The organism is Streptomyces sp. NPDC057137, from assembly GCF_042670825.1.
In the GTDB taxonomy this organism is placed as follows: Bacteria; Actinomycetota; Actinomycetes; order Streptomycetales; family Streptomycetaceae; genus Streptomyces.
This window is the reverse complement of sequence record NZ_JBHUUW010000090.1, coordinates 1-22,007: the sequence shown is the minus strand read 5'-3', so window position 1 is coordinate 22,007 and position 22,007 is coordinate 1. Positions and strand designations below refer to the sequence as shown.

The following is a 22,007-nucleotide window of genomic DNA, read 5'->3' as shown; positions in this document are numbered from 1 at the left end:
CGTCCGATGTTGGTCATCGGGTCCCGCCATGCGGGATAATGGCCTGGAAGCAATGTGTTCGATGCCGGTGACACAGCGCCTGTCATGGGGCCGCCGGCTGCGATGAGCTGGTTTCAGGAAGGGGAACGAGCATGGCGGCCATGAAGCCGCGGACGGGCGACGGCCCGCTCGAGGTGACCAAGGAGGGGCGGGGCATCGTCATGCGCGTTCCGCTCGAAGGCGGCGGTCGGCTGGTCGTCGAGCTGACCCCCGACGAGGCGGATGCGCTGGGTGACGCCCTGAAGAAGGTCGTCGGCTGACGCGGACAGAACGCGCACTCTCGTGCTGCCCCGCCGCGGACACCTCCGTGGCGGGGCAGCTTTATGCCGTTCTCCGCCCGACAGAATCCAATAACAAGCTCTAGGGGGTGTCTTGCCGATCTTGCCGGGCTCGCGGTCCCTGGCACGCACGCTCGCCGCGTTGTCGTCGGTCGGCATGGCTCCGCCATGCCTCCCTCCTCCGCCTTGCGATCGCACGCACCAACGAGACATCAGCCGCTGCCGCGGCGGGCGCTCCCTGATCCGGCCTGATCGACAAGACACCCCCTAGCGGCGTACGGCGCAGAGCAGCCCGTCGCCCACCGGCAGCAGCGACGGCAGCAGCTCGTCCTGCATCTCCCGGACCGTGCGCAGCAGCTCGCGCAGCCGCAGCACCTCGTGGGGCTGGGCCGCCGAATCGACCGTACGGCCGTCGGCGAAGACGCCCTCGAAGCACACCAGCCCCCCTGGTCGCAGCAGGCGCAACGATTCAGCGAGATAGTCCAGGCACTCCAGCCGGTCCCCGTCGCAGAAGACGAGGTCGTAGCCGCCGTCGGCGAGCCGGGGCAGTACGTCGCGGGCCCGGCCGGGGATGAAGCGCGCGCGATTGTTGGTGAAGCCGGCCGCCCGGAACGCCTCACGGGCGAACTGCTGCCGCTCGGGCTCCGTGTCGACCGTGGTCAGTACGCCGTCGGGCCGCATCCCGTTCAGGAGATAGATCCCGGAGACCCCGGTACCCGTGCCGATCTCCGCCACCGCCTTGGCGTCCGCCGTGGCGGCAAGCAGACGAAGCGCGGCGCCCGTGCCCGGTGACACCGAGCGGAGCCCCATGTCCCGGGCCCTGTCGCGGGCCCAGCGCAGTGCCTCGTCCTCGGCGACAAAAGCGTCGGCGAACGCCCAGCTTGTCTGCCGGTTGGCGGTAATGACCCTCTCCTGTCCCCGTAGTTGGCGCACCGGTGACTGTATCCGCTGCACGCGGGAACCCGCTGATGGGACCGGGCGTTATGAAGGCGTGGGGGAACACATGGATGAAGACCTGGGACCAGGCGCAAATTCAGGCAAAGATTCTTATCCGGAGCTAACGGGCGAGGTGGCTATGGTAGGTGCTCCGCTGGACACCACCAGAGTCGATAGGGGAGGTGCGGCTGCGCCTGCGGATCGGGGAGGAGCGTTCAAGCGCTTTCTCAGGTCGGCCGGTGAGCCGAAATCCGTGACCAACTTCGCTGACCGTTCTCGCTCGACCGACTCCGCAGTTACGGCGACCTTCGCATCGGATGCGGAATCGCAGGCGTGGACGCCTCCCAGCTGGGAGGAGATCGTCAGCACGCACAGCGCCCGCGTGTATCGCCTGGCCTACCGTCTCACGGGCAACCAGCACGACGCCGAGGATCTGACCCAGGAAGTCTTCGTCCGGGTCTTCAGGTCCCTGTCGACGTACACGCCCGGCACGTTCGAGGGCTGGCTGCACCGCATCACCACCAATCTGTTCCTGGACATGGTCCGCCGCAAGCAGCGGATCCGTTTCGACGCGCTCGGTGACGACGCGGCGGAGCGCCTGCCCAGCCGTGAGCCCTCACCGCAGCAGGTCTTCCACGACACCCACTTCGACGCGGATGTGCAGCAGGCGCTGGACACCCTCGCTCCCGAATTCCGGGCCGCGGTCGTCCTGTGCGACATCGAAGGACTGTCGTACGAGGAAATCGCCGCCACGCTCGGCGTGAAGCTCGGCACGGTGCGCAGCCGGATCCACCGAGGCCGTTCGCACCTGCGCAAGGCCCTCTCGCACCGTTCTCCCGAGGCTCGGGCCGAGCAGCGCACGTTCGCGAGCGTGGCCGGGGAGGGCGGACTCGCGTGAGTGGCACAGGACCGACCCCCGCGGAGCAACACCTGGGGGACCGGCTCGCCGCCCTGGTGGACGGGGAGCTCGGTCACGACGCCCGGGAGCGTGTGCTCGCACACCTCGCGACCTGCGCCAAGTGCAAGGCGGAGGCCGACGCCCAGCGCAGGCTGAAGAACGCGTTCGCACAGTCGGCGCCCCCGCCGCTGTCCGAAGGCTTTCTCGCCCGGCTCCAGGGACTGCCCGGCGGACCCACCGAGGACGGCGAGGACAAGGCCCCCGGCCCGTTCGACGGCACGGCCTTCAGCAGCGGTGTCTTCGGCGTCCGGAGCGACGCGTTCGGCTACCGCCCGACGGGACCCCACGCATCCCCCCTTCGTGGCGGCTCCGGCTCCGATGGGGGCTTCAGGATCCACGACGTGGGGCGCGCCGAGGCCGAGCGCTCGCCGTGGCGCGGCCGGCGGTTCGCCTTCGCCGCCGCGAGCGCGGTGTCGTTCGCCGCGATGGCGCTCGGCGCACTGCCCATGGGCGCCACGGCCGACACGGCCGCGCGCGGGGCCGGCGCGGGCATCACACCGCTGACCAGGGCCACCACCACACCTCCCGGCAACGGGACGCGAAGCAGGCAGGGCGGCGAGCGGGGCGGCATTCTTCCGCAGTCCCTCGACAGCGCGCCGGTGCTCGCCCCCGGCACGATGCGGGCGCCGTTCACCCCTCACCCGTTCCAGTCGGCGGTTCTCAACCACTTCCCCGCCGCGCCCCTGATACGTCCTACGGGCACGGCGTTCCAACTGGCGGCGAGCCCGGGACTGACCACTCCCACGGCCACCCCGGACCCCACCCACCTCGCCGCGCCCACCCAGCCCGGCGTGCCGCTTTCGCAGCGTCGGTGACAGGGTCCCTGCGCGGACATTCGTAAACCTGGTTGAATCCCTGCACGGGTGCCCTTGTCGGGGCACGGACGAGGCAGGTGCGGGGAGAGCATGGACGACGGCAAGCCCACCGGACCCAAGGCGAAATGGTGGAGCCGCCCGGCATCGGGACGCGCGATACCGCGGGAGCCCGACGTACCGGAGCACCGGAACACAGAGGAGACGACGGAACTGTCGCCGGTCACCGATGAAGTCCCCCCGAATCCCGACCGCGCGGCGGTCACCGAACCGGTTGAACCGGCCGAACCGGTCGACAGCGTGCCGGAGCGCGTGTCCGAGCCGGACCCGGATCCCGAGGACCACCTCCTCGCCCCGCCCGAGCGCGCGCCCTCAGCGGTGAGCGCGGCAGCGGCAGCGGGAACGGGCGCGGACAGCACAGAGGCGGGGACGGCCACGGGTCCGCAGAGCCGGCCGCAGCCGCTGCACGAGCCCGACCCCTACAGCACCCCGCCCTACGGCGGCCCCGGGCCCTGGGCGCCCGCACCCCCCGTACAGCGACCCGTGCCCACCCCGGCGCAGGGCACGCCCATCCCGCCGCAGCACTACACCGGCCAGGCGGCGCCCGGCCGGCCACAGCCCGTGCCGGGGCCCCAGCCGACGTCCGGCTACGGCGTCCCGCCGCAGGGCGCCCAGCAGCCGATGGCGGGCCCGCCGCTGCCCCCTCCGCAGCAGCAGTCTCAGCAGCCCCACCCACAGCCCCTCCCGCACCCGCAGACGGGGACCCAGCAGCTTCCCCCGCCCCAGGGCCCCCACCCGCAGCAGCCCCAGCCCACCCAGTGGCTGCAGTACGACCCCTGGAGCACCCCCGGGCAGCAGCAGACGCTGTCGTACCCCGACCCCGGCGAGCCCCGGAGGAAGCGCCGGGGCATCGGCCTCGTGGGCGCGCTGGCGCTCGGGCTCTGCATCGCCGTCATCGGCGGTGGCGTCGGCGCGTACATCGAGCGCAACGGCGGCCTCACCAGCGTCGAACTGCCCCAGGCGGGCAACGACGGCGGGGGCCGCCCGGCCGACAGCGTCGCCGGGATCGCCTCCAGCGCCCTGCCGAGCGTCGTCACCCTCCATGTCAGCGGCGGTGGCGAGCAGGGCACCGGCACCGGCTTCGTCCTGGACCGCACGGGCCACATCCTGACGAACAACCATGTGGTCGACCCCGCCGGTGAGTCCGGCGACATCTCGATCACCTTCAGCGGCGGCGAGACCGCCAAGGCGAAGCTCGTGGGCAAGGACAGCGGCTACGACCTCGCCGTCGTCAAGGTCACCGGAGTCTCCGGACTCAAGCCGCTACCGCTCGGCAATTCCGACAACGTCCAGGTCGGCGACCCGGTCGTGGCGATCGGCGCGCCCTTCGACCTCCAGAACACGGTCACGGCGGGCATCATCAGCGCCAAGGAGCGCCCGATCACCGCCGGCGGCGAGAAGGGCGACGGCAGCGACATCAGCTACGTCGACGCCCTCCAGACCGACGCACCGATCAACCCCGGCAACTCCGGTGGCCCGCTGGTGAATTCGAAGGCGCAGGTCATCGGCATCAACAGCGCGATCCGCGGCGCCGACGGCGGCGGAACGCCGGACGGCGCCCAGGCCGGTTCCATCGGACTCGGCTTCGCGATACCGATCAACCAGGGCAAGCGCGTCGCCGAAGAACTGATCAACACGGGCAAGGCGTCGCACCCCGTGATCGGCGTCACGCTCGACATGGAGTACACGGGCGACGGCGCCAAGGTCGGCGCGAAGAGCGCCGACGGCGGACCGTCGGTGGAGGAGGACGGACCGGCCGCGAAGGCGGGCATCAGGACCGGCGACATCATCACCGAGGTGGACGGCCAGCGGGTGCACAGCGGCGAGGAGCTGATCGTGAAGATCCGTTCGCACCGCCCCGGTGACGAACTGGAGCTGACACTGACCCGCGGAGGTAAAGAGCGGACCATGACTCTGGTCCTCGGCAGCGCGGAAGGCAGGTGAGTGTCGAATGAAGGTACCGTCCGGCCAGGTCTGCCGGGTACCGTGGAGCGGCCCGGGCCTCGACCCAACACAGGCCAGGCCGACAAGGTCTCGCCTGCGGGCACGGAGAACACAAGGAGCAGCTAGGTGTTCAATGACATAGGCGCGCTCGAGCTGGTGACGCTCGTGGTTCTCGCCGTGCTCGTCTTCGGCCCGGACAAGCTGCCCAAGGTCATCCAGGACGTTTCCCGTTTCATCCGGAAGGTGCGCGAGTTCTCCGACAACGCCAAGGAGGACATCCGTTCCGAGCTGGGACCGGAGTTCAAGGACTTCGACTTCGAGGACCTCAACCCCAAGAAGTTCGTCCGAAAGCAGCTGTCGGAGCACGAGGACGATCTGGGGCTGAAGGAGATCCGCAGCAGCTTCAACCTCAAGAAGGAAATCAACGACGTCGCGGACTCGGTCCACGGCAAGGGCGGCGACACCGCCGCGAGCGACAGCGGCACGGGTGAAGCCGCGGCGACGAGCCTGACGAAAAGCCCGTCCGGCACCTCTGACCTGCTCAAGAAGCCCGAACAGCCCCAACAGGCCGATCGCCCGCCTTTCGACGCAGACGCCACCTGATGGCCGCCCTGCCCGGCGAGCCGGTAACGGGTGGCTATCCTCCATCTGTCCGGTAGTGAGACGTCCGTGAGGGCGGGCCGCTCCGGACTCCGAGATAGAGGAGGCGGTCCGGACAGATGGAGACGACAAGTCGGGTAGGGGCCCAGGGCGCGGCCGGCACGGCGGACGGGGCATCGGGTGCCCGGCGCACGGTCGAGGGCTATCTGCGGGCCACCTTCCCCTGGTACGGACTGGACGACGCGTTCACCGGCCCCAGATGGCTCATGCAGGTGGGCACGGCGGCGGACGGCACCGTCCAGCACGGTTCCACGGGACACGGCGAGGAGCCGTCGATAAGACCGGACGCGTCAGGCGCGGAGAAGGAACGCTTCGCGGCTGTCGTCACGGTCGCCGCGAGCCCCGTACGGCGCAGCGGTGACGGCACGGGCGTCCTCGACGCCACGACGGTGTCCTCGGCGGCCTGGCTGGCCGGTTCGGCGCTGCTGCTGTCGACCTGGCCCGCGCAGCTCGACCACACGCTGCGCGACGACTGGCTGGACCAGCAGACCGAGACGGCCTTCGAACTGGCCGACGATCTGAACGGCTCCGCCTGGTCGGTGCTCTCGCTCCCCGTGGACGGCGTCCCGACGCCGTTCCACTATCGCGAATCCGAATTCGGCTGGGTGCTCGCGGGCTCAACGGGCTCAACGGGCTCCACCGACTCGGCCGAGGACGGGGCCGGAGCCGGAGCCGCGGCCGGGGTGCACATCGGTGCGTACGGTCGCGGCATGAGCGCGTACGGCCTCGGCTTCTCGGTGATCGAGGACATCAACTCGTACGTCCCGGAGTAGCCGAGGGCCACCGCCCAGCACGCACATGTAAGGGGCGCCCGCCAATGGCGGGCGCCCCTTACAACTGCCTCGGAACACTCAGAACTTGTTACGCGGCGTCAGCCCCAGCGTCATGCCCGCCAGACCGCGCTGCCGCCCACCGAGCTTGCCCGCGATCGACCGCAGCGCCGCGCCCGCGGGGGAGTCGGGGTCGGAGAGCACGACGGGCTTGCCGTCGTCGCCGCCCTCCCGCAGCCGTACGTCGATCGGGATCGCGCCGAGCACCGGCACCGAGGCGCCGGTCGTCTTCGTCAGCCCGTCGGCGACCCGCTGGCCGCCGCCCGTCCCGAACACGTCGATGATCTCGTCGCAGTGCGGGCACGGCAGGCCCGCCATGTTCTCGACCACGCCGACGATCTTCTGATGGGTCTGTACGGCGATGGACCCGGCCCGCTCCGCGACCTCCGCGGCGGCCTGCTGCGGCGTGGTGACCACCAGGATCTCGGCGTTCGGCACGAGCTGTGCCACCGAGATCGCGATGTCGCCCGTCCCCGGCGGCAGGTCGAGCAGCAGGACGTCCAGATCGCCCCAGTACACATCGGCCAGGAACTGCTGGAGCGCGCGGTGCAGCATCGGTCCGCGCCACACCACCGGGGAGTTGCCCGGAGTGAACATGCCGATCGAGATGACCTTCACGCCGTGCGCCGACGGCGGCATGATCATGTTCTCGACCTGGGTGGGCTTCCCGTCGGCCCCCAGCATGCGCGGCACGCTGTGCCCGTAGATGTCCGCGTCGACGACGCCGACCTTCAGACCGTCGGCGGCCATCGCCGCCGCCAGGTTGACCGTCACCGACGACTTGCCGACACCGCCCTTGCCCGACGCCACCGCGTACACCCGGGTCAGCGAGCCGGGCTTGGCGAAGGGCACCTCGCGCTCGGCCGTACCGCCGCGCAGCGACGTGGCCAGGTCCTTGCGCTGCTCGTCGCTCATCACGTCGAGCGTGACGTCGACATGGGTGACGCCGGCGACCGAGGCGACGGCCTCCGTCACGTTCGTGGTGATCGTCTCGCGCATGGGACAGCCGGACACCGTGAGGTAGATCGTGACAGCCACCGCGCCGTCCGCCCCGATGTCGACCGATTTGACCATGCCGAGGTCGGTGATCGGCCGGTGGATCTCGGGGTCGTTCACCGTCGCCAGTGCTGCGCGTACCGCGTCTTCCGCGGGAGCGACGGTTCCGTGCGTGTCGGTAGCCATAGGGAGATGGTACGGCGCGGCGCCCACGCCCCGGAAAGCGCGTCAGTGCTCCGGGCGGTCGGCTTCGTCACGTCCCCGCGTCGGTTCGGCGGGCAGCAGGACATGCTGCTCGGCGAGGTCCCGCACCAGGTCCTGCAACTCGGAACGGATCCAGTCGCGGGTGGCGACCTCACCGAGTCCCATCCGCAGCGAGGCGATCTCGCGGGTCAGATACTCGGTGTCGGCGATGGAGCGCTCGTTCTGCTTGCGCTCCTGCTCCTGGGTGACCCGGTCCCGGTCGTCCTGGCGGTTCTGCGCCAGCAGGATCAACGGGGCCGCGTACGAGGCCTGGAGGGACAGCGCCAGCGTCAGGAAGATGAACGGGTACTCGTCGAAACGCACCGCCGGGGGCGCGAAGATGTTCCACAGCACCCACACGATGATCGTCAGCGTCATCCAGACGATGAAGCGTCCCGTCCCGAGGAACCGCGCGATCCGCTCCGAGAGCCGGGCGAAGGCCTCGGGGTCGTAGTCCGGCAGCAGTCTGCGCCTCGGCGTGCGCGGCTGGTCGAGCCGTCCGCGCGGCCCACGCGCCACGGCGCTCGCTCCCGAGACCGCCGCGGCCCTTTCCCTCGCCGCGTCCTTGTCCGCGCGCTCAGTGGCCACTCGCGGCCTCCTCCAGGCCGTGGAACCCGGTCTCCCGCCAGTCGTCGGGCAGCAGGTGGTCCAGGACGTCGTCGACGGTCACGGCGCCGAGCAGCGACCCGCTCTCGTCGACGACCGGCGCGGCCACCATGTTGTACGTGGCGAGATACCCGGTGATCTCGGGCAGCGGCGTATCGGGCGACAGCGGCGGCAGGTCGCTCTCCACGATCGAGCCGACCAGCGTGAACGGCGGGTCGCGCAGCAGCCGTTGGAAGTGCACCGTGCCCAGGTACTTGCCCGTCGGCGTCTCGTCCGGCGCCCGGCACACGTAGACCTGGGCGGCCAGCGCGGGCGAGAGGGTCTGCCGGCGCACCCGCGCCAGCGCGTCGGCGACCGTCGCGTCCGGCCGCAGCACGATCGGCTCGGTCGTCATCAGGCCGCCCGCGGTCCGCTCCTCGTACGCCAGCAGCCGGCGCACGTCGGCGGCGTCGTCGGGCCGCATCAGCGCCAGCAGCCGCTCCTTGTCCTCCTCGGGCAGCTCGGAGAGCAGGTCGGCCGCGTCGTCCGGGTCCATCGCCTCCAGGACGTCGGCGGCCCGGTCGTCCTTCAGCTTGCCCAGGATCTCCACCTGGTCGTCCTCGGGCAGCTCCTCCAGGACGTCGGCGAGCCGGTCGTCGTCGAGGGCCGCCGCCACCTCCGCGCGCCGCTTCGGCGTCAGATGGTGCAGCACGTTGGCCAGGTCGGCGGGGCGCAGCCGCTCGAAGGTCGCGACGAGATTCTCCGCGCCCTGGCCGTCCTCCTCCAGCGTGAAGCCGGTGACCGCCGACCAGTCGACGGTCAGCGTCTCGCCGCGCCGCCGCAGCGCGCCGGCCTTGCCGCGCCGGACGAAGACCTTCCCGATCTCCCACTCGCGGCGGGCGGGCAGCTGCTGGACGGCGACATCGAGGACGGTCACCTGCTCGTCGTTCTCCACGAGCTGTACGCGGCGGTCGAGCAGCTCGCCCAGGACCAGCCGCTCGGTGGGACGTTGCTCGAAGCGCCGCATGTTGACCACGCCCGTCGTGATGACCTGGCCCGAGGCGACGCCCGTGATGCGCGTCATCGGCAGGAAGATCCGGTGCCGGCTGAGCACTTCGACGACCATGCCGAGCACCCGGGGCGGACGGCCGCCGACGCGCAGCATCGCCACGAGGTCGCGTACCCGTCCCACCTGGTCGCCGTTGGGGTCGAAGACCGGCACACCGGCGAGGTGCGAGACGAAGACCCGGGAGGCGCCCGACGCCATCATGTGCTCCTCCCTGTCCACGACCGATCGCGGCCGACCGCGGCTTTCCGCGATGTCTATCCGTCTGTCTCTGTCTGTCTGTGTCTGTCCGTGTGTTCTGCCGACGGCCCTGACCGTGACGCCCGTGACTGTCCCCGTATCGACCGCGACAACGGGTTCAGGCTAGCCCGTACCGCTCCGTGCCGCCCTGGCGGATCCGTCCGTACGGTACGGGCGATCCGTCGCCGGGGCTCGTTGTCGATGGGCGTGGTCGGCACGGGTACGCTGCGGTCTGCCGTCCCCCGTCACGCATGAGAGGCAGTGCGTTCGTGACCCTTCTTCGGTCCTCCGCCCGGCTTTGCCGGGCCGCGATTCCCGTGGCTCTCTGCGTCGGGATGACTGTCGCGCTCACGGCGTGCGGCGGCGACGAGGATCCGGACGCGGGGACGAACGGCGTCGGCAAACTGTCGGCCGCCGGGATCGAGAAGAAGGCGAAGACGGCGGCCGAGAGCGCGGACGCGGTGCGCCTGGCCGGCACGATCGTCACCGACGGGCAGACGTACAAGCTCAACATGTCGCTCAAGGAGGCCGGCGGGACCGGGTCGGTCAGCTCCAAGACCGGTGGCACGTTCGAGCTGCTGCGCGTCGAGGACGAGCTGTTCCTGAAGGCGGACGCGGACTTCTGGAGCCACGCGGACGACAAGGGCGGCGACGGCGGGTCGAGCGGCGAGCCCAGCGACGCCGACTCCGAGGCCGCGGACAAGCTCGACGACAAGTACGTGAAGGTCCCCGAGGACGATCCGGCCTACGACCAGCTGCGGGGCTTCACCGACAAGAGCGTGCTGCTCGACGGGCTGCTGGGGCTGCACGGCAAGCGCGGCAAGGGCGACCGTACCGAGATCGGCGGCGTACGCACCATCACGGTCAACGGCAGCGGAGGCGCGGGCGGCTCGCTGAACGTGTCGCTGGAAGGTACGCCGTACCCGCTGCAACTGGCCCGCGCGGGTGACGCGGGGACGCTCACGCTCAGCGACTGGGGCAAGGACTTCCCACTCAAGGCGCCGGCCAAGGGCGCGATGGTGGACTACGGCAGCACGCTGCCGAGCACCTGAGTCCGCGCGGGCACCTGAGTCCGCCCAGGACCCGTCAGACCCGTCAGACCTTCTTCTTGCGCTTGAACAGCAGCCGCGGCACGGCCGCCGGGGCGGGCTGGCGCGTCGTCGCAGACGTCGGTAGCGGCGCCGCCGCCTGTGAGTCCTGCGGCAGGTCGGTGATCGCGTCGCGCGGCTCCAGGCGCAGCACCCGCGACTCGCGCGCCCAGCGGTCCGTCATCGCGTCGAAGTCCGGCGCGTTCAGCCGCTTGCCCTTCAGCTCGGCGACGGCGCTCTCCCACGCCTCCGTACGAGGAGCGAGTTCGGTGACGGAGGCGGTCCAGGCCACCAGTCGCCCGCCCTTGTCCTTGCTCCGTACGGTCACGTCGGCGGTGGACCCGTCGACCAGCCCCGGCAGGGGCTGCTCGCCGCCGCCGTCCCCGACGATCAGCGCGGCGCCGTCGAGCCAGACGTGCCACAGGGCACGGGCGGGCGCGCCCGTGCCCCGCACCCAGATGAGGCCGGACTTCTTGGTGGCCTCCTCGACGAGCGCCTTGCCGAGGAGCGGTGAGCCGGGAGCGGTTTCTGTCATGCCCGGCAGCCTAGGGGGTGCTGCCGGACCGGCCCCAGGCCCTGCCCCCCCGGCCGTCCCCGGAGCCCTACAGCCAGCCGTTGCGCTTCAGCGTCCGGTGGATGGAGAGACAGGCGACGGCGATGCCGCACAGCACCATCGGGTAGCCGTACTTCCACCCCAGTTCGGGCATGTGCTCGAAGTTCATGCCGTAGACGCCGCAGACCGCCGTCGGTACGGCGATGATCGCCGCCCAGGACGTGATCTTGCGCATGTCCTCGTTCTGCGCGACGGTCGCCTGCGCCAGATTGGCCTGGAGGATCGAGTTGAGCAGCTCGTCGAAGCCGATGACCTCCTCGTGCACCCTGGCCAGGTGGTCGGCGACGTCGCGGAAGTACTTCTGTACGTCGGGTTCGACCAGCCGCATCGGACGCTCGCTCAGCAGCTGCATCGGGCGCAGCAGTGGCGCCACGGCCCGCTTGAACTCCAGCACCTCGCGCTTGAGTTGGTAGATCCGTCCCGCGTCCGAGCCCGGCGGGCTGCCCTTGGCGGGCGCCGAGAACACGGCGATCTCGACCTCGTCGATGTCGTCCTGCACGGCGGCGGCCACCGCGATGTAACCGTCGACCACATGGTCGGCGATGGCGTGCAGGACGGACGACGGCCCTTTGGCGAGCAGTTCGGTGTCGTCCTCCAGCCGGTGCCGCAGCGCGCGCAGCGAGCCCTTGCCGCCGTGCCGCACGGTGATGACGAAGTCCCGGCCGGTGAAGCACATGACCTCGCCGGTCTCCACGACCTCGCTGGTCGCGGTGAGTTCGGCGTGCTCGACGTAGTGGATGGTCTTGAAGACGGCGAAGAGGGTGTCGTCGTACCGCTCCAGCTTGGGCCGCTGGTGGGCGTGCACGGCGTCCTCGACGGCGAGCGGGTGCAGCCCGAACTCCTCGGCGATACCGGCGAATTCGGCCTCGGTCGGCTCATGGAGGCCGATCCAGGCGAAGCCGCCGCGCCTGCGCACCTCCAGCATCGCCTCGTGCGGGGTGAGGCACGGCTCGTCCTTCACCCGGCGGCCGTCGCGGTAGACGGCGCAGTCGACGACGGCGCTGGACGCCGAGGGGTCGCGGGTGGAGTCGTACGTGCTGTAGGCGGTGTTGCTCTTGCGCAGGGACGGACGGACCGCCGCACGCAGGTCACGGATCATCGACATGGCTGGCTCCTCACGGAGAGGCCGTCGGCGGGGCGTGGCGCAGCCCGGAACGGGGACGTGACGCGCGTACGTGCTGACACGAGACCGGAACGGCGTGATGACGTGCCACGACGCTGCGCGCATACGTCCGCAAAGCGGGCGGCACCGCGAGGACGCGGTGACGGCGTTCGCTACAGACAGGCAAAACAGTGCTGGTGCAGTGCTCTTCCGTCGTGCGACATGCCGCGGGCCTGTACGGGGCAGGGCCTCAGATGAGTGAGGCGGTACAGCGCGAGGAAGAGCGGCTGGTACTGGCCGGGTGACTTCGATCCACCGCAGCCCCACCTCCTCCGGCCGGTCCCCCGTAGGGGATGACGTGTGTCGGGACTGGAGAGCGACGCTCAGCGCGCTGTCCCGACCGGCGGCCCAGACTAGCAGCCGATCGGGGCCAATTTGGTCTCTTGCCCGTTAAGACGGCGTTCTATGCTCACCGGATGGCAGAAGTTCTTTCTCTGGTCGAGGCCCGGTTGCGCACGGCTCTCGGCGAACCGGACGCGCGCGCCGCGATGACGTTCGTGGGCACGGACCGCGTCGAGGTGCTGCGATTCCTCGACCCCGGGGAGTCACCGGACTCCGACGGCGGCGCCGTCGTGCGGTACGCCACGCTGGGGATGTCCGCGCGGCCGATGGCCGACCCGACGGTCGTCGTCGCCGACCCGGCGCGGGGGCCGCGCGCCGAGCTGGTCCTGTCCGTACGCGCCGGGCTCGCCGACACCGACAAGGTGCTGCGCCCCCTCGCCGTACTGGCCGCGTCGCCCCAGGTCGAGGGGCTGGTCGTGGCCGCCGGCGCCTCGCTGGAGGTCGGTGAACCCCTGTGGCCGGGTGCGCCGTTCAGCTCCGTGCTCGTCGCTGAGTCCGGCGGGCTGGTTCCCGACCTGGAACTGGACGCGCCGCTCGAACCCGTACGGTTCCTGCCGCTGCTCCCGATGACGCCCAACGAGGCCGCGTGGAAGCGGGTCAAGGGCGCGCAGGCGCTCCAGGAGCGGTGGCTGGCGCACGGGACGGACCTGCGCGACCCGCTGCGCGGCTCGGTCGCGCTGGACTGACGATCCGGCCGGACCGGCGTCGAGCCGGACCGACGGTGTACGCGTAAGACCGCGCCGGCCCCTGAACCCCCTACGCCGCCCGGAGGAGTACCCGTCTCGTACAGGCCGCCGGTATTTGCCGCGGTTCTGTGCCGGACGGGTGATCGTCCTTGACGGGGCGTCGACCGGGGAGGACCGTTGGGCCCCATGAGGGGCGAACCAGGTTGCCCGAAGTGCGGTGGCCGGGTCAGGGCGCCCGGTCTCTTCGCCGACTCCTGGCAGTGCGACACCCACGGCACGGTGCATCCGCTGCAGCCGGTCATACCGCCCAGCGTCGAAGCCCTCGGGGTCGTGGTGAACCGTGCCCGCGTCCCCGTCTGGATGCCCTGGCCGCTTCCCGTCGGCTGGCTCTACACCGGCGTGGCGTACGCGGGCGACGACCGCAGCGGCGGCCGGGCCACCGCCGTCGCGTGCTCGGGTCCGGGACCGCTCGGCGGCTCGGGAGAGCTGCTGCTGGTCGCCGAGGAACTGGGCGTCGGGCTCGGGGCGCGGTACGCCGGGATCGACGGGCCCGACCCGGGCCCGCACATCTGCGTCGACAAGCCCCCGCACGCCAAACTGCTGGCCGCCGGCCGCCCCACCCCGCTCTGGCATGTGCCCGAGGCCCCGCCGGACCGCGCGGTCTTCGCGGGCGAGGCGCTCGGGCTGTGGCTCTGGGCGATCGTCTGGCCGGAGCAGACGGGGCTGCTGATGTACGACGAGCTGGTGCTGACCGATCTGCGGGACGCGGGCGCCGAGGTGGACCTGCTGCCGTGCGGGGCGCTGTCCCCGCGCCTGCTGAGCTGAGACACCGCGGCGGACGGGCCGGGGCCGATGGACCTGGGACCGACGGACCCGGGGCCCGACCGTCCGGGAGGCTCCCGTACGCCCGTTATCCTGGAGCGTCCCCTGCCCGTCCGAGCCCCTGGAGTACGCGTCGTGCGCATCGATCTGCACACCCACTCCACGGCGTCGGACGGTACGGACACCCCGGCCGAGCTGGTACGCAACGCGGCCGCCGCCGGACTGGACGTCGTCGCGCTCACCGACCACGACACGACCCGGGGCCATGCCGAGGCGCTCAAGGCCCTCGCCGAGCTGGACAGCGGCCTCACCCTCGTCACCGGCGCCGAGCTGTCCTGCCGGGCCGACGGTGTGAGCCTGCACATGCTGGCGTACCTCTTCGACGCCGACGAGCCCCAACTGCTGCGCGAGCGTGAGCTGGTGCGCGACGACCGGGTGCCGCGCGCGCGGGCGATGGTGGCCAAGCTCCAGGAACTCGGCGTGCCGATCACCTGGGAACAGGTCGCCCGGATCGCCGGGGACGGCTCGATCGGCCGCCCGCACGTCGCGTCGGCGCTCGTCGAGCTGGGCATCGTGGACTCGGTCGACGAGGCGTTCACCTCCCAGTGGCTCTCCGACCACGGCCGCGTGTACGTGCCCCGGCACGAGCTGGACCCCTTCGAGGCGGTCCGGCTGGTCAAGGCCGCCGGCGGCGTCACCGTCATCGCGCATCCGCTGGCCGTGACCCGTGGCGCGGTCGTGGCCGAGGCGGCGCTCGTACGGCTGGCGGAGGCGGGACTCGACGGCGTCGAGGTCGACCACATGAACCACGACGAGCCCACGCGCGCACGGCTGCGCGGACTCGCCGCCGAGCTGGGCCTGCTCACCACCGGCTCCAGCGACTACCACGGCAGCCGGAAGACCGTCCGGCTCGGGGAGTACAGCACCGACCCGGAGATCTACGGCGAGATCGTCCGGCGCGCCTCGGGCGCGTTCCCGGTCCCCGGCACGGGCGGACAGGCGTAGGTCCTGTCCGGCGATGGACAGGGCCTGAGCGACCCGTACAAGACGCGCGTACCGCGTCCCCCGCTCCATCCGCCCACTCCTCGCAAGGCCACACCGTGTTCGACGCCGCCGTTTTCGGTTCCCTCTTCCTGACCCTCTTCGTGATCATGGACCCGCCCGGGATCACGCCGATCTTCCTCGCCCTCACCTCCGGGCGCCCCGCCAAGGTCCAGCGCAGGATGGCCTGGCAGGCGGTGGCCGTCGCCTTCGGTGTGATCACCGTCTTCGGCCTCCTCGGCCAGCAGATCCTCGACTATCTGCATGTGTCCGTCCCCGCGCTGATGATCGCCGGCGGACTGCTCCTGCTGCTCATCGCGCTCGATCTGCTCACCGGCAAGACCGACGAGCCCAAGCAGACGAAGGACGTCAACGTCGCCCTCGTACCGCTCGGCATGCCGCTCCTGGCCGGTCCCGGCGCGATCGTCTCCGTGATCCTCGCCGTGCAGCACGCCGAGGGCGCCGCGGCGCAGGTGTCGGTGTGGGCGGCGATCGTGGCGATGCACGCCGTGCTCTGGCTGACGATGCGCTACTCGCTGGTGATCATCCGGCTGATCAAGGACGGCGGTGTGGTGCTGGTGACCCGGCTCGCCGGAATGATGCTCTCGGCCATCGCCGTGCAGCAGATCATCAACGGCGTCACCCAGGTCGTCCAGGGTGCGTGACACCAAAGCGCCCCCGTACGGATGGTCCGTACGGGGGCGTCTCGACAGGTGCCGATCAGTGGATCCGATGGATCCGGAAACTATGAGGCCGTGGTGACGGCCGGTCGGATATAGAGGCGCTGCCCTGTTGAGGCGGCCTGCTGCACGATCTGATTGACGGAGGCGGCGTCCACGACGGTGCTGTCGACGGCGGTGCCGTCAGCATCGTTCAGTCGCATGATTTCGAAGCGCATATCGCTTCTCCCTTCGTCTGATCCTCCGTAGGAGAACTGTGTGTGACGGGTAGCCCATCGTTGATTACATAAGGCCACAACGCCTTGCCCTCTGCAAACATTCCCTACACTAAGGAAATTTTTCGGTTGGCTAACTACTGGCGGGTATAGTCGCGTCCACGGACAATGGACCCCGTATGAGCGAGGCAGAGATCAACCCCGACATCGCCGAGGTCGGCGCCCGCCTGGAGCGCACGAACGAACTGCTCCAGCGGATGCTCGCCGAGGTCGCGAAGACACCGTCCACCCACGCCATTTTCGTCGACGCGGGTTACGTCTACGCGGCAGCCGGATTACTTGTAGCGGGGACCGAGGACCGGCGGGCCTTCGATCTCGACGCCGAAGGGCTCATCGAGGCGTTCATCGACAAGGCGCGCACGATATTCGCGGACAGCAGGCTGCTGCGGGTCTACTGGTACGACGGCGCGCGGCGGCGTATCCATACGCCCGAGCAGCAGTCCATCGCCGAACTGCCCGACGTCAAGGTCCGCCTCGGCAATCTCAACGCCAACAATCAGCAGAAGGGCGTCGACTCACTGATCCGCACGGATCTCGAATCGCTCGCCAGGCACCGCGCCATCAGCGACGCCGCGCTGGTGGGCGGTGACGAGGACCTGGTGTCCGCCGTCGAGGCCGCACAGGGCTACGGCGCGCGCGTTCACCTCTGGGGCATCGAGGCCGGCGACGGGCGCAACCAGGCCGAGCCGCTTCTTTGGGAGGTCGACAGTCAGCGGACCTTCGACCTCGACTTCTGGAAGCCGTACGTGACACGGCGGCCGGTCACCACGTACGAGAACGAGGGCGATCCGCCGCCCTCGCGCGAACAGGTGCGCTTCATCGGCGCGCAGATCGCCGCGACCTGGCTGGTCGGGCGCGGGCGGGTGGCGATGGCGGAGCTGCTGCCCGGCCATCCCTATCTGCCGGGGCCGGTGGACCAGGACCTCTTGATCGAGGCGGAGAAGCTGCTGCAACGGTCGCTGCGCGGGCACGCCGTACTGCGACGGGCGCTGCGTGACGGGTTCTGGCAGCACCTGGAGGCGCAGTTCTGAGCCGCGTGCCCAGCTCGGCGCTCAGCCCTGGCGGCTGTCGTCCCAGAAGGCGCTGAGGGCGGCGGCCGTACGCAGCGGCTGATCGGTGTTCGGTGAGTGCTCCGCACCCTCGATCACGGTCCTGCGCGCGTCCAGCCGCCGCGCCATGTCGTCGAGCAACGGCACCGGCCAGGTGTCGTCCCGCTCGCCCGACACCACATGCTTGGGCAGTGGCCGTACGGCGGCCAGCTCGGCGACCCGGTCCGGCTCCACCGTCAACTGCCGCCCCGTAGCGATCAGTTGGGCGGGGTTGTGGCGCAGCCAGCGGCGGCGCAGATCCGCGCTGCCGCCGTCGACATCCGTCTCCTCCGGCGGCTCCATCGCCTGGATGCCCTCCCAGACCCGCTCCATGTCCATGTGCGTGAGCACCAGGGCCTCGCTCAGCAGCCGTACCCGCTCCTGCTGGGAGGGGGCGATGTGCCCGGGGCCCGAGGAGATCAGCGTCAGCGTCAGAAACGGCTCGGCGTCCGTCAGGACGGCCGCACGGGCGATCTGCCCGCCCAGCGAGTGCCCCACGAGATGGACCGGTGTCCCGACCGCCTCCGCCTGCGCCAGCACGTCCGCCGTCAACTCCTCCTGCGCGTACGCCTCTTGGGAGTCGGGGCCGTCGGACTCGTACTGCCCGCGGCCGTCCACGGCGACAGCGCGGTAGCCGGCCGCGATGAACGGTTCCAGCATCGCGATGAAGTCCTCCTTACTGCCGGTGAACCCGGGCAGCAGAAGGGCGGTGCCCCGCGGCGTCCCCTCGGGGCGCGCGTCGAGCACGGCGAAGTGCCCGCGCCGCGTCGACAGCTGGAGGGCGCGGGTGCGGGGCGGGGGAGTGAACGTGGGCGGCCGGCTCATGCGACGAGCGTAAGACCCCGCGTCCACCGCCGCCTCACCCGGCCGGGCTGCCTCCTACGGAGGGCGGCGCACACGCCGATGGCCCGGCACCCCTGGGGGGACCGGGCCATCGGCGTTGAAGCGTCAGCTCTCGGGCTGGGCGACCGCCGCGCGCGTACGGCGGCGGCGCGGCTTGGCCTCGGCGGCGGGGGCGTCGGCCTCCACCACGTCGGCGGCCTTCGCCGTCTCGGCCTCGACCGGGGCCTTGGCGGCGCGCGTACGGCGCCGGGGCTTGGTCTCGGTCTTCGTCCCGGCGTCCATGTCGGTGACGGCGCCATCGGCGACCGCGGCCGGAGCCGCGCTCTCGACGGAGTCCACGGCCTCGACAGCGGGCTTGGCGGCGCGCGTACGGCGACGGCGCGGCTTGGTGGCCGGCTCGGCGTCGGCCACGTCCTCGGGCTGGGCCATCGGCTCGACGAACACGTCACGCGCCGGCTCGGCCACGGTCGTGGCGACCGCCACGGCCGCGTCGGCGGGCACGCTCACGCGCGTACGCCGGCGACGACGCGGGATGCGCGGCTCGTCGGCGCCCTCGACGGTGTCGACCACGTCGGCCGCCGTCGGCACGGTCTGCGGCTGCGCCTCGCCGGCCTCCAGGGCGGTCCCGCCGCGCGTACGGCGGCGCTGCCGCGGCGTACGCGTACGCGCCGGGCGCTCCTCCTGTACGGCGGTGGCCGTCCGGGCGGGCGGACCGGCGGACTTGCGGCCGCGGCCGCCCGTCTCGCCCAGGTCCTCGACCTGCTCCGCCGACAGACCGGCACGCGTCCGGTCCGTACGCGGCAGGATGCCCTTCGTCCCCGCGGGGATGTCGAGCTCCTCGAAGAGGTGCGGCGAGGTCGAGTACGTCTCCGGCGGGTCCGGGAAGCCCAGGTCCAGCGCCTTGTTGATCAGCTGCCAGCGCGGGATGTCGTCCCAGTCGACCAGCGTCACGGCGATGCCGGACGCGCCCGCGCGACCGGTGCGGCCGATGCGGTGGAGGTAGGTCTTCTCCTCCTCGGGCGACTGGTAGTTGATGACGTGCGTCACGCCTTCGACGTCGATACCGCGGGCGGCGACGTCGGTGCAGACGAGAACGTCCACCTTGCCGTTGCGGAACGCGCGCAGCGCCTGCTCACGCGCGCCCTGGCCCAGGTCGCCGTGGACGGCGCCCGAGGCGAAGCCGCGCTGGGCCAGCTGGTCGGCGATGTCGGCGGCCGTACGCTTCGTACGGCAGAAGATCATCGCGAGCCCGCGGCCCTCGGCCTGGAGGATGCGCGCGACCAGCTCCGGCTTGTCCATGGAGTGGGCGCGGTAGACACGCTGGGTGGTGTTGGCGACCGTCGCGCCCGCGTCGTCCGGCGACGTGGCACTGATGTGCGTCGGCTGCGACATGTAGCGACGGGCGAGACCGATGACCGCGCCCGGCATGGTCGCCGAGAACAGCATCGTCTGGCGCTTCGCCGGCAGCAGCTGGATGATCCGCTCGACGTCGGGCAGGAAGCCCAGGTCGAGCATCTCGTCGGCCTCGTCCAGGACGAGGCCGCGCACGTGCGACAGGTCGAGCTTGCGCTGGCCCGCCAGGTCGAGGAGCCGGCCCGGCGTGCCGACGATCACGTCGACGCCCTTCTTGAGGGCCTCGACCTGCGGCTCGTAGGCACGGCCGCCGTAGATCGCCAGCACGCGCACGTTGCGCACCTTGCCGGCGGTCTGGAGGTCGTTGGTGACCTGCTGGCACAGCTCGCGGGTGGGGACGACCACGAGGGCCTGCGGGGCGTTGGTGAGCTGCTCGGGAACGGCCCGGCCCGCCTCGACGTCGGCGGGGACGGTGACACGCTCCAGGAGCGGCAGGCCGAAGCCGAGCGTCTTGCCGGTGCCCGTCTTGGCCTGGCCGATGACATCCTTGCCGGACAGTGCGACCGGCAGGGTCATCTCTTGGATGGGGAACGGAGACATGATGCCGACGGCTTCCAGCGCTTCGGCTGTCTCGGGCAGGATTCCGAGGTCTCGGAAAGTCGTAGTCAGGGTGCTGCCTCTTCTGTGAGACGCGACGCGAGGCGAACGCTGGGGGTCGTACCGCACCTGGGTACTCGGCCGGCCGTGGATTGGCCGGATGGCGCGGGACCACTGCCGTCGCTCGAGCGCTCGTGCCGCTGAGGGGGCCCCTCATCTGCAGGTCGTACGCAGCTGTGCATACGGTCCGCGCGGAGGGCGGTCGGGGTCGGAGCCGATCGGGCCACCGACCGGGCATCCTCATGGGGCCTGTCCGGGACAGATCTCCCGGTCAAACACTGCGATGGCCCACCGAATACTCGGCAGGCGCATTACCACTGTACCTCGGAATCGCGCATGTGTGTTGGACGAATTCGTCGGAACAGTGTGAGCGCACTTGCCAGCCGGGCCCTTAGGCGGTGCGCGGAGCGGGCTCTGCGCCGTGCGCCGAGCGGGCTATTGTGCGCTCCATGGAGACGTCTGACAACGCCACTGCACCCGAGTCCACACCGGGGTCCGCGCCCGGATCCGCAGCCGCGGAGCACACGGGGATCGCCGCCCAGGACTGGGCGACGGCCTCCGCCGATCCGAAGTACCGGGCCGCGGTCGTGGATCTGCTGGGAGCGCTCGCCTACGGCGAACTGGCGGCCTTCGAGCGGCTCGCCGAGGACGCCAAACTCGCGCCGACACTGGACGACAAGGCGGAACTCGCGAAGATGGCCTCCGCGGAATTCCACCATTTCGAGAGGCTGCGCGACCGGCTCGGCGAAATCGACGCCGATCCGACCGGCGCGATGGATCCTTTCGCCACCGCGCTGGACGACTTCCACCGCCAGACCGCGCCGTCGGACTGGCTCGAAGGCCTGGTCAAGGCGTATGTGGGCGATTCGATCGCCAGTGACTTCTACCGTGAGGTGGCCGCGCGGCTGGACTCCGACACCCGCGGACTGGTGCTCGCTGTGCTCGATGACACAGGGCACGGCAATTTCGCGGTCGAGAAGGTCCGGGCCGCGATCGAGGCCGAACCGCGGGTCGGCGGACGGCTCGCGCTCTGGGCACGGCGGCTGATGGGTGAGGCGCTGTCGCAGGCGCAGCGCGTGGTGGCCGACCGGGACGCGCTCTCGACGATGCTGGTGGGCGGGGTCGCCGACGGCTTCGACCTGGCCGAGGTGGGCCGGATGTTCTCGCGGATCACCGAGGCGCACACGAAGCGGATGGCGGCGCTGGGACTGGCCGCCTGACATCGGCTGTCCGAGACCGGTCGGCAGACGGAGGGACGCGTCAGGAGGGCATCGGGCGCCGCAGACCGTGGCCCGCGGGGCGGAGCAGCAGCGAGAGCAGGACCGCCCCGACGACCACCGCGCCGATCAGCGTGGCCACGAAGTGGCCGGGGCCGAGCGCCGCGTGTGTGAGCATCGCGCCGAAGAGGGAGCCCAGGGACCCCGCGGCGAGCACGAGACGCCGGGAGGGGAGCCGGTGGGGCAGCCGCTGGAGCGCGGCCCACGAGGCACCCAGTCCGAGCAGGACCGCACCGAGAGCTTCCAAGATCACCGCTGATCACCTCACCGAGCGCGCTGGCCAATTGGGTCGTAGCCCGGTCTACCCGGAGTGCACGCGGGGCAACCCTCCGCGATCCGAAGACCCAACAAAGGAGTGGCCCGGCGGGGGATAGCCCCCGGCCCCACCCAAGTCGCGGTTGTGGTGTTAAACCCTTTAGAAAAATATTTAGCC

The 22,007-nt window shown here is 71.0% G+C and carries 23 protein-coding genes; 13 read left to right on the top strand and 10 right to left on the bottom strand.

The window, feature by feature from the left end; all coding sequences use genetic code 11:
• Positions 1-131: 131 nt before the first annotated feature.
• Entirely contained in the window at positions 132-299 is a 168-nt protein-coding gene (locus ACFT9I_RS36955) for a DUF3117 domain-containing protein (RefSeq protein ID WP_003966491.1), read from the top strand.
• A gap of 285 nt (positions 300-584) precedes the next feature.
• On the opposite strand, the gene ACFT9I_RS36950 is transcribed toward ACFT9I_RS36955, so the two are convergent.
• Positions 585-1,250 carry an O-methyltransferase gene (locus ACFT9I_RS36950; RefSeq protein ID WP_078075229.1) on the bottom strand — a complete coding sequence of 222 codons (666 nt, stop codon included), beginning with the start codon at positions 1,248-1,250 and terminating at the stop codon, positions 585-587.
• Between the two features lie 142 nt (positions 1,251-1,392).
• Between ACFT9I_RS36950 and sigE the strand changes: the two genes are divergently transcribed.
• The 5 genes from sigE (at position 1,393) to ACFT9I_RS36925 (ending at position 6,460) form a co-directional block, all read left to right on the top strand.
• A complete protein-coding gene (sigE, locus tag ACFT9I_RS36945; protein WP_171908355.1) occupies positions 1,393-2,151 on the top strand; it encodes an RNA polymerase sigma factor SigE in 759 nt (252 codons plus the stop codon).
• Positions 2,148-3,026 carry an anti-sigma factor family protein gene (locus ACFT9I_RS36940; protein WP_382571812.1) on the top strand — a complete coding sequence of 293 codons (879 nt, stop codon included), beginning with the start codon at positions 2,148-2,150 and terminating at the stop codon, positions 3,024-3,026. The genes sigE and ACFT9I_RS36940 overlap by 4 nt, the downstream gene beginning before the upstream one ends.
• A 90-nt stretch (positions 3,027-3,116) precedes the next feature.
• Positions 3,117-5,027, top strand: coding sequence for a trypsin-like peptidase domain-containing protein (locus ACFT9I_RS36935; RefSeq protein WP_382571811.1), 1,911 nt, complete (start codon positions 3,117-3,119; stop codon positions 5,025-5,027).
• 126 nt (positions 5,028-5,153) lie between these two features.
• Positions 5,154-5,630: a sec-independent translocase gene (locus tag ACFT9I_RS36930; protein WP_382571810.1), complete on the top strand. Its 477-nt coding sequence runs from the start codon at positions 5,154-5,156 to the stop codon at positions 5,628-5,630.
• 116 nt (positions 5,631-5,746) lie between these two features.
• Positions 5,747-6,460, top strand: coding sequence for a hypothetical protein (locus tag ACFT9I_RS36925; protein WP_382571809.1), 714 nt, complete (start codon positions 5,747-5,749; stop codon positions 6,458-6,460).
• Positions 6,461-6,538: 78 nt separating this feature from the next.
• Here the strand turns inward: ACFT9I_RS36925 and ACFT9I_RS36920 are convergent, their stop codons facing one another.
• Genes ACFT9I_RS36920 through ACFT9I_RS36910 form a run of 3 tightly spaced genes read right to left on the bottom strand, consistent with a single transcriptional unit; the run spans position 6,539 to position 9,608 of the window.
• Positions 6,539-7,699, bottom strand: a complete 1,161-nt coding sequence (locus ACFT9I_RS36920) for an Mrp/NBP35 family ATP-binding protein (RefSeq protein WP_382571808.1) — start codon at positions 7,697-7,699, stop codon at positions 6,539-6,541.
• 42 nt (positions 7,700-7,741) lie between these two features.
• Positions 7,742-8,344, bottom strand: a complete 603-nt coding sequence (locus ACFT9I_RS36915) for a DUF1003 domain-containing protein (protein WP_382571806.1) — start codon at positions 8,342-8,344, stop codon at positions 7,742-7,744.
• On the bottom strand, positions 8,334-9,608 hold the full coding sequence (locus ACFT9I_RS36910; RefSeq protein WP_382571827.1) for a magnesium transporter MgtE N-terminal domain-containing protein: 1,275 nt from the start codon (positions 9,606-9,608) through the stop codon (positions 8,334-8,336). Before ACFT9I_RS36910 ends, ACFT9I_RS36915 begins: the two co-directional genes overlap by 11 nt.
• Positions 9,609-9,982: 374 nt before the next feature.
• Here ACFT9I_RS36910 and ACFT9I_RS36905 point away from each other — a divergent pair, with 374 nt between their 5' ends.
• Entirely contained in the window at positions 9,983-10,699 is a 717-nt protein-coding gene (locus ACFT9I_RS36905) for a hypothetical protein (protein ID WP_382571805.1), read from the top strand.
• A gap of 43 nt (positions 10,700-10,742) precedes the next feature.
• On the opposite strand, the gene ACFT9I_RS36900 is transcribed toward ACFT9I_RS36905, so the two are convergent.
• Both ACFT9I_RS36900 and ACFT9I_RS36895 read right to left on the bottom strand, forming a co-directional pair.
• Positions 10,743-11,270: a hypothetical protein gene (locus ACFT9I_RS36900; RefSeq protein ID WP_382571804.1), complete on the bottom strand. Its 528-nt coding sequence runs from the start codon at positions 11,268-11,270 to the stop codon at positions 10,743-10,745.
• Between the two features lie 67 nt (positions 11,271-11,337).
• Complete coding sequence (locus ACFT9I_RS36895) at positions 11,338-12,453, bottom strand: magnesium and cobalt transport protein CorA (RefSeq protein ID WP_382571803.1); 1,116 nt, start codon at positions 12,451-12,453, stop codon at positions 11,338-11,340.
• Between the two features lie 473 nt (positions 12,454-12,926).
• On the opposite strand from ACFT9I_RS36895, the gene ACFT9I_RS36890 reads away from it, so the two are divergent.
• The 4 genes from ACFT9I_RS36890 to ACFT9I_RS36875 all read left to right on the top strand — a co-directional run bounded on the left by ACFT9I_RS36890 (position 12,927) and on the right by ACFT9I_RS36875 (position 16,066).
• Positions 12,927-13,538: a suppressor of fused domain protein gene (locus ACFT9I_RS36890; RefSeq protein ID WP_382571802.1), complete on the top strand. Its 612-nt coding sequence runs from the start codon at positions 12,927-12,929 to the stop codon at positions 13,536-13,538.
• Between the two features lie 186 nt (positions 13,539-13,724).
• On the top strand, positions 13,725-14,363 hold the full coding sequence (locus ACFT9I_RS36885) for a DUF6758 family protein (RefSeq protein WP_382571801.1): 639 nt from the start codon (positions 13,725-13,727) through the stop codon (positions 14,361-14,363).
• 132 nt (positions 14,364-14,495) lie between these two features.
• A complete protein-coding gene (locus tag ACFT9I_RS36880) occupies positions 14,496-15,365 on the top strand; it encodes a PHP domain-containing protein (RefSeq protein ID WP_382571800.1) in 870 nt (289 codons plus the stop codon).
• Positions 15,366-15,460: 95 nt separating this feature from the next.
• Complete coding sequence (locus ACFT9I_RS36875; RefSeq protein ID WP_382571799.1) at positions 15,461-16,066, top strand: MarC family protein; 606 nt, start codon at positions 15,461-15,463, stop codon at positions 16,064-16,066.
• A gap of 80 nt (positions 16,067-16,146) precedes the next feature.
• Here ACFT9I_RS36875 and ACFT9I_RS36870 read toward each other — a convergent pair whose 3' ends face one another.
• A complete protein-coding gene (locus ACFT9I_RS36870; protein ID WP_187280063.1) occupies positions 16,147-16,299 on the bottom strand; it encodes a hypothetical protein in 153 nt (50 codons plus the stop codon).
• A 176-nt stretch (positions 16,300-16,475) separates the two neighbouring features.
• On the opposite strand from ACFT9I_RS36870, the gene ACFT9I_RS36865 reads away from it, so the two are divergent.
• Positions 16,476-17,387 carry an NYN domain-containing protein gene (locus tag ACFT9I_RS36865; protein ID WP_382571798.1) on the top strand — a complete coding sequence of 304 codons (912 nt, stop codon included), beginning with the start codon at positions 16,476-16,478 and terminating at the stop codon, positions 17,385-17,387.
• 21 nt (positions 17,388-17,408) lie between these two features.
• On the opposite strand, the gene ACFT9I_RS36860 is transcribed toward ACFT9I_RS36865, so the two are convergent.
• Both ACFT9I_RS36860 and ACFT9I_RS36855 read right to left on the bottom strand, forming a co-directional pair.
• On the bottom strand, positions 17,409-18,269 hold the full coding sequence (locus tag ACFT9I_RS36860) for an alpha/beta fold hydrolase (protein ID WP_382571796.1): 861 nt from the start codon (positions 18,267-18,269) through the stop codon (positions 17,409-17,411).
• A 123-nt stretch (positions 18,270-18,392) separates the two neighbouring features.
• Positions 18,393-20,216: a DEAD/DEAH box helicase gene (locus ACFT9I_RS36855; protein ID WP_382571795.1), complete on the bottom strand. Its 1,824-nt coding sequence runs from the start codon at positions 20,214-20,216 to the stop codon at positions 18,393-18,395.
• 530 nt (positions 20,217-20,746) lie between these two features.
• On the opposite strand from ACFT9I_RS36855, the gene ACFT9I_RS36850 reads away from it, so the two are divergent.
• Positions 20,747-21,517 carry a ferritin-like fold-containing protein gene (locus ACFT9I_RS36850; RefSeq protein WP_382571793.1) on the top strand — a complete coding sequence of 257 codons (771 nt, stop codon included), beginning with the start codon at positions 20,747-20,749 and terminating at the stop codon, positions 21,515-21,517.
• 40 nt (positions 21,518-21,557) lie between these two features.
• Here the strand turns inward: ACFT9I_RS36850 and ACFT9I_RS36845 are convergent, their stop codons facing one another.
• On the bottom strand, positions 21,558-21,827 hold the full coding sequence (locus ACFT9I_RS36845) for a hypothetical protein (protein ID WP_382571791.1): 270 nt from the start codon (positions 21,825-21,827) through the stop codon (positions 21,558-21,560).
• Positions 21,828-22,007 lie beyond the last annotated feature (180 nt).

Coding starts and splice junctions, on each gene's coding strand:
- ACFT9I_RS36935 (WP_382571811.1), top strand. CDS start 3,117: ATGGACGACGGCAAGCCCACCGGACCCAAGGCGAAATGGTGGAGCCGC.
- ACFT9I_RS36885 (WP_382571801.1), top strand. CDS start 13,725: ATGAGGGGCGAACCAGGTTGCCCGAAGTGCGGTGGCCGGGTCAGGGCG.
- ACFT9I_RS36910 (WP_382571827.1), bottom strand. CDS start 9,608: ATGGCGTCGGGCGCCTCCCGGGTCTTCGTCTCGCACCTCGCCGGTGTG.
- ACFT9I_RS36850 (WP_382571793.1), top strand. CDS start 20,747: ATGGAGACGTCTGACAACGCCACTGCACCCGAGTCCACACCGGGGTCC.
- ACFT9I_RS36955 (WP_003966491.1), top strand. CDS start 132: ATGGCGGCCATGAAGCCGCGGACGGGCGACGGCCCGCTCGAGGTGACC.
- ACFT9I_RS36900 (WP_382571804.1), bottom strand. CDS start 11,270: ATGACAGAAACCGCTCCCGGCTCACCGCTCCTCGGCAAGGCGCTCGTC.
- sigE (WP_171908355.1), top strand. CDS start 1,393: ATGGTAGGTGCTCCGCTGGACACCACCAGAGTCGATAGGGGAGGTGCG.
- ACFT9I_RS36920 (WP_382571808.1), bottom strand. CDS start 7,699: ATGGCTACCGACACGCACGGAACCGTCGCTCCCGCGGAAGACGCGGTA.
- ACFT9I_RS36870 (WP_187280063.1), bottom strand. CDS start 16,299: ATGCGCTTCGAAATCATGCGACTGAACGATGCTGACGGCACCGCCGTC.
- ACFT9I_RS36865 (WP_382571798.1), top strand. CDS start 16,476: ATGAGCGAGGCAGAGATCAACCCCGACATCGCCGAGGTCGGCGCCCGC.
- ACFT9I_RS36895 (WP_382571803.1), bottom strand. CDS start 12,453: ATGTCGATGATCCGTGACCTGCGTGCGGCGGTCCGTCCGTCCCTGCGC.
- ACFT9I_RS36860 (WP_382571796.1), bottom strand. CDS start 18,269: ATGAGCCGGCCGCCCACGTTCACTCCCCCGCCCCGCACCCGCGCCCTC.
- ACFT9I_RS36925 (WP_382571809.1), top strand. CDS start 5,747: ATGGAGACGACAAGTCGGGTAGGGGCCCAGGGCGCGGCCGGCACGGCG.
- ACFT9I_RS36905 (WP_382571805.1), top strand. CDS start 9,983: ATGACTGTCGCGCTCACGGCGTGCGGCGGCGACGAGGATCCGGACGCG.
- ACFT9I_RS36890 (WP_382571802.1), top strand. CDS start 12,927: ATGGCAGAAGTTCTTTCTCTGGTCGAGGCCCGGTTGCGCACGGCTCTC.
- ACFT9I_RS36855 (WP_382571795.1), bottom strand. CDS start 20,216: ATGACCCTGCCGGTCGCACTGTCCGGCAAGGATGTCATCGGCCAGGCC.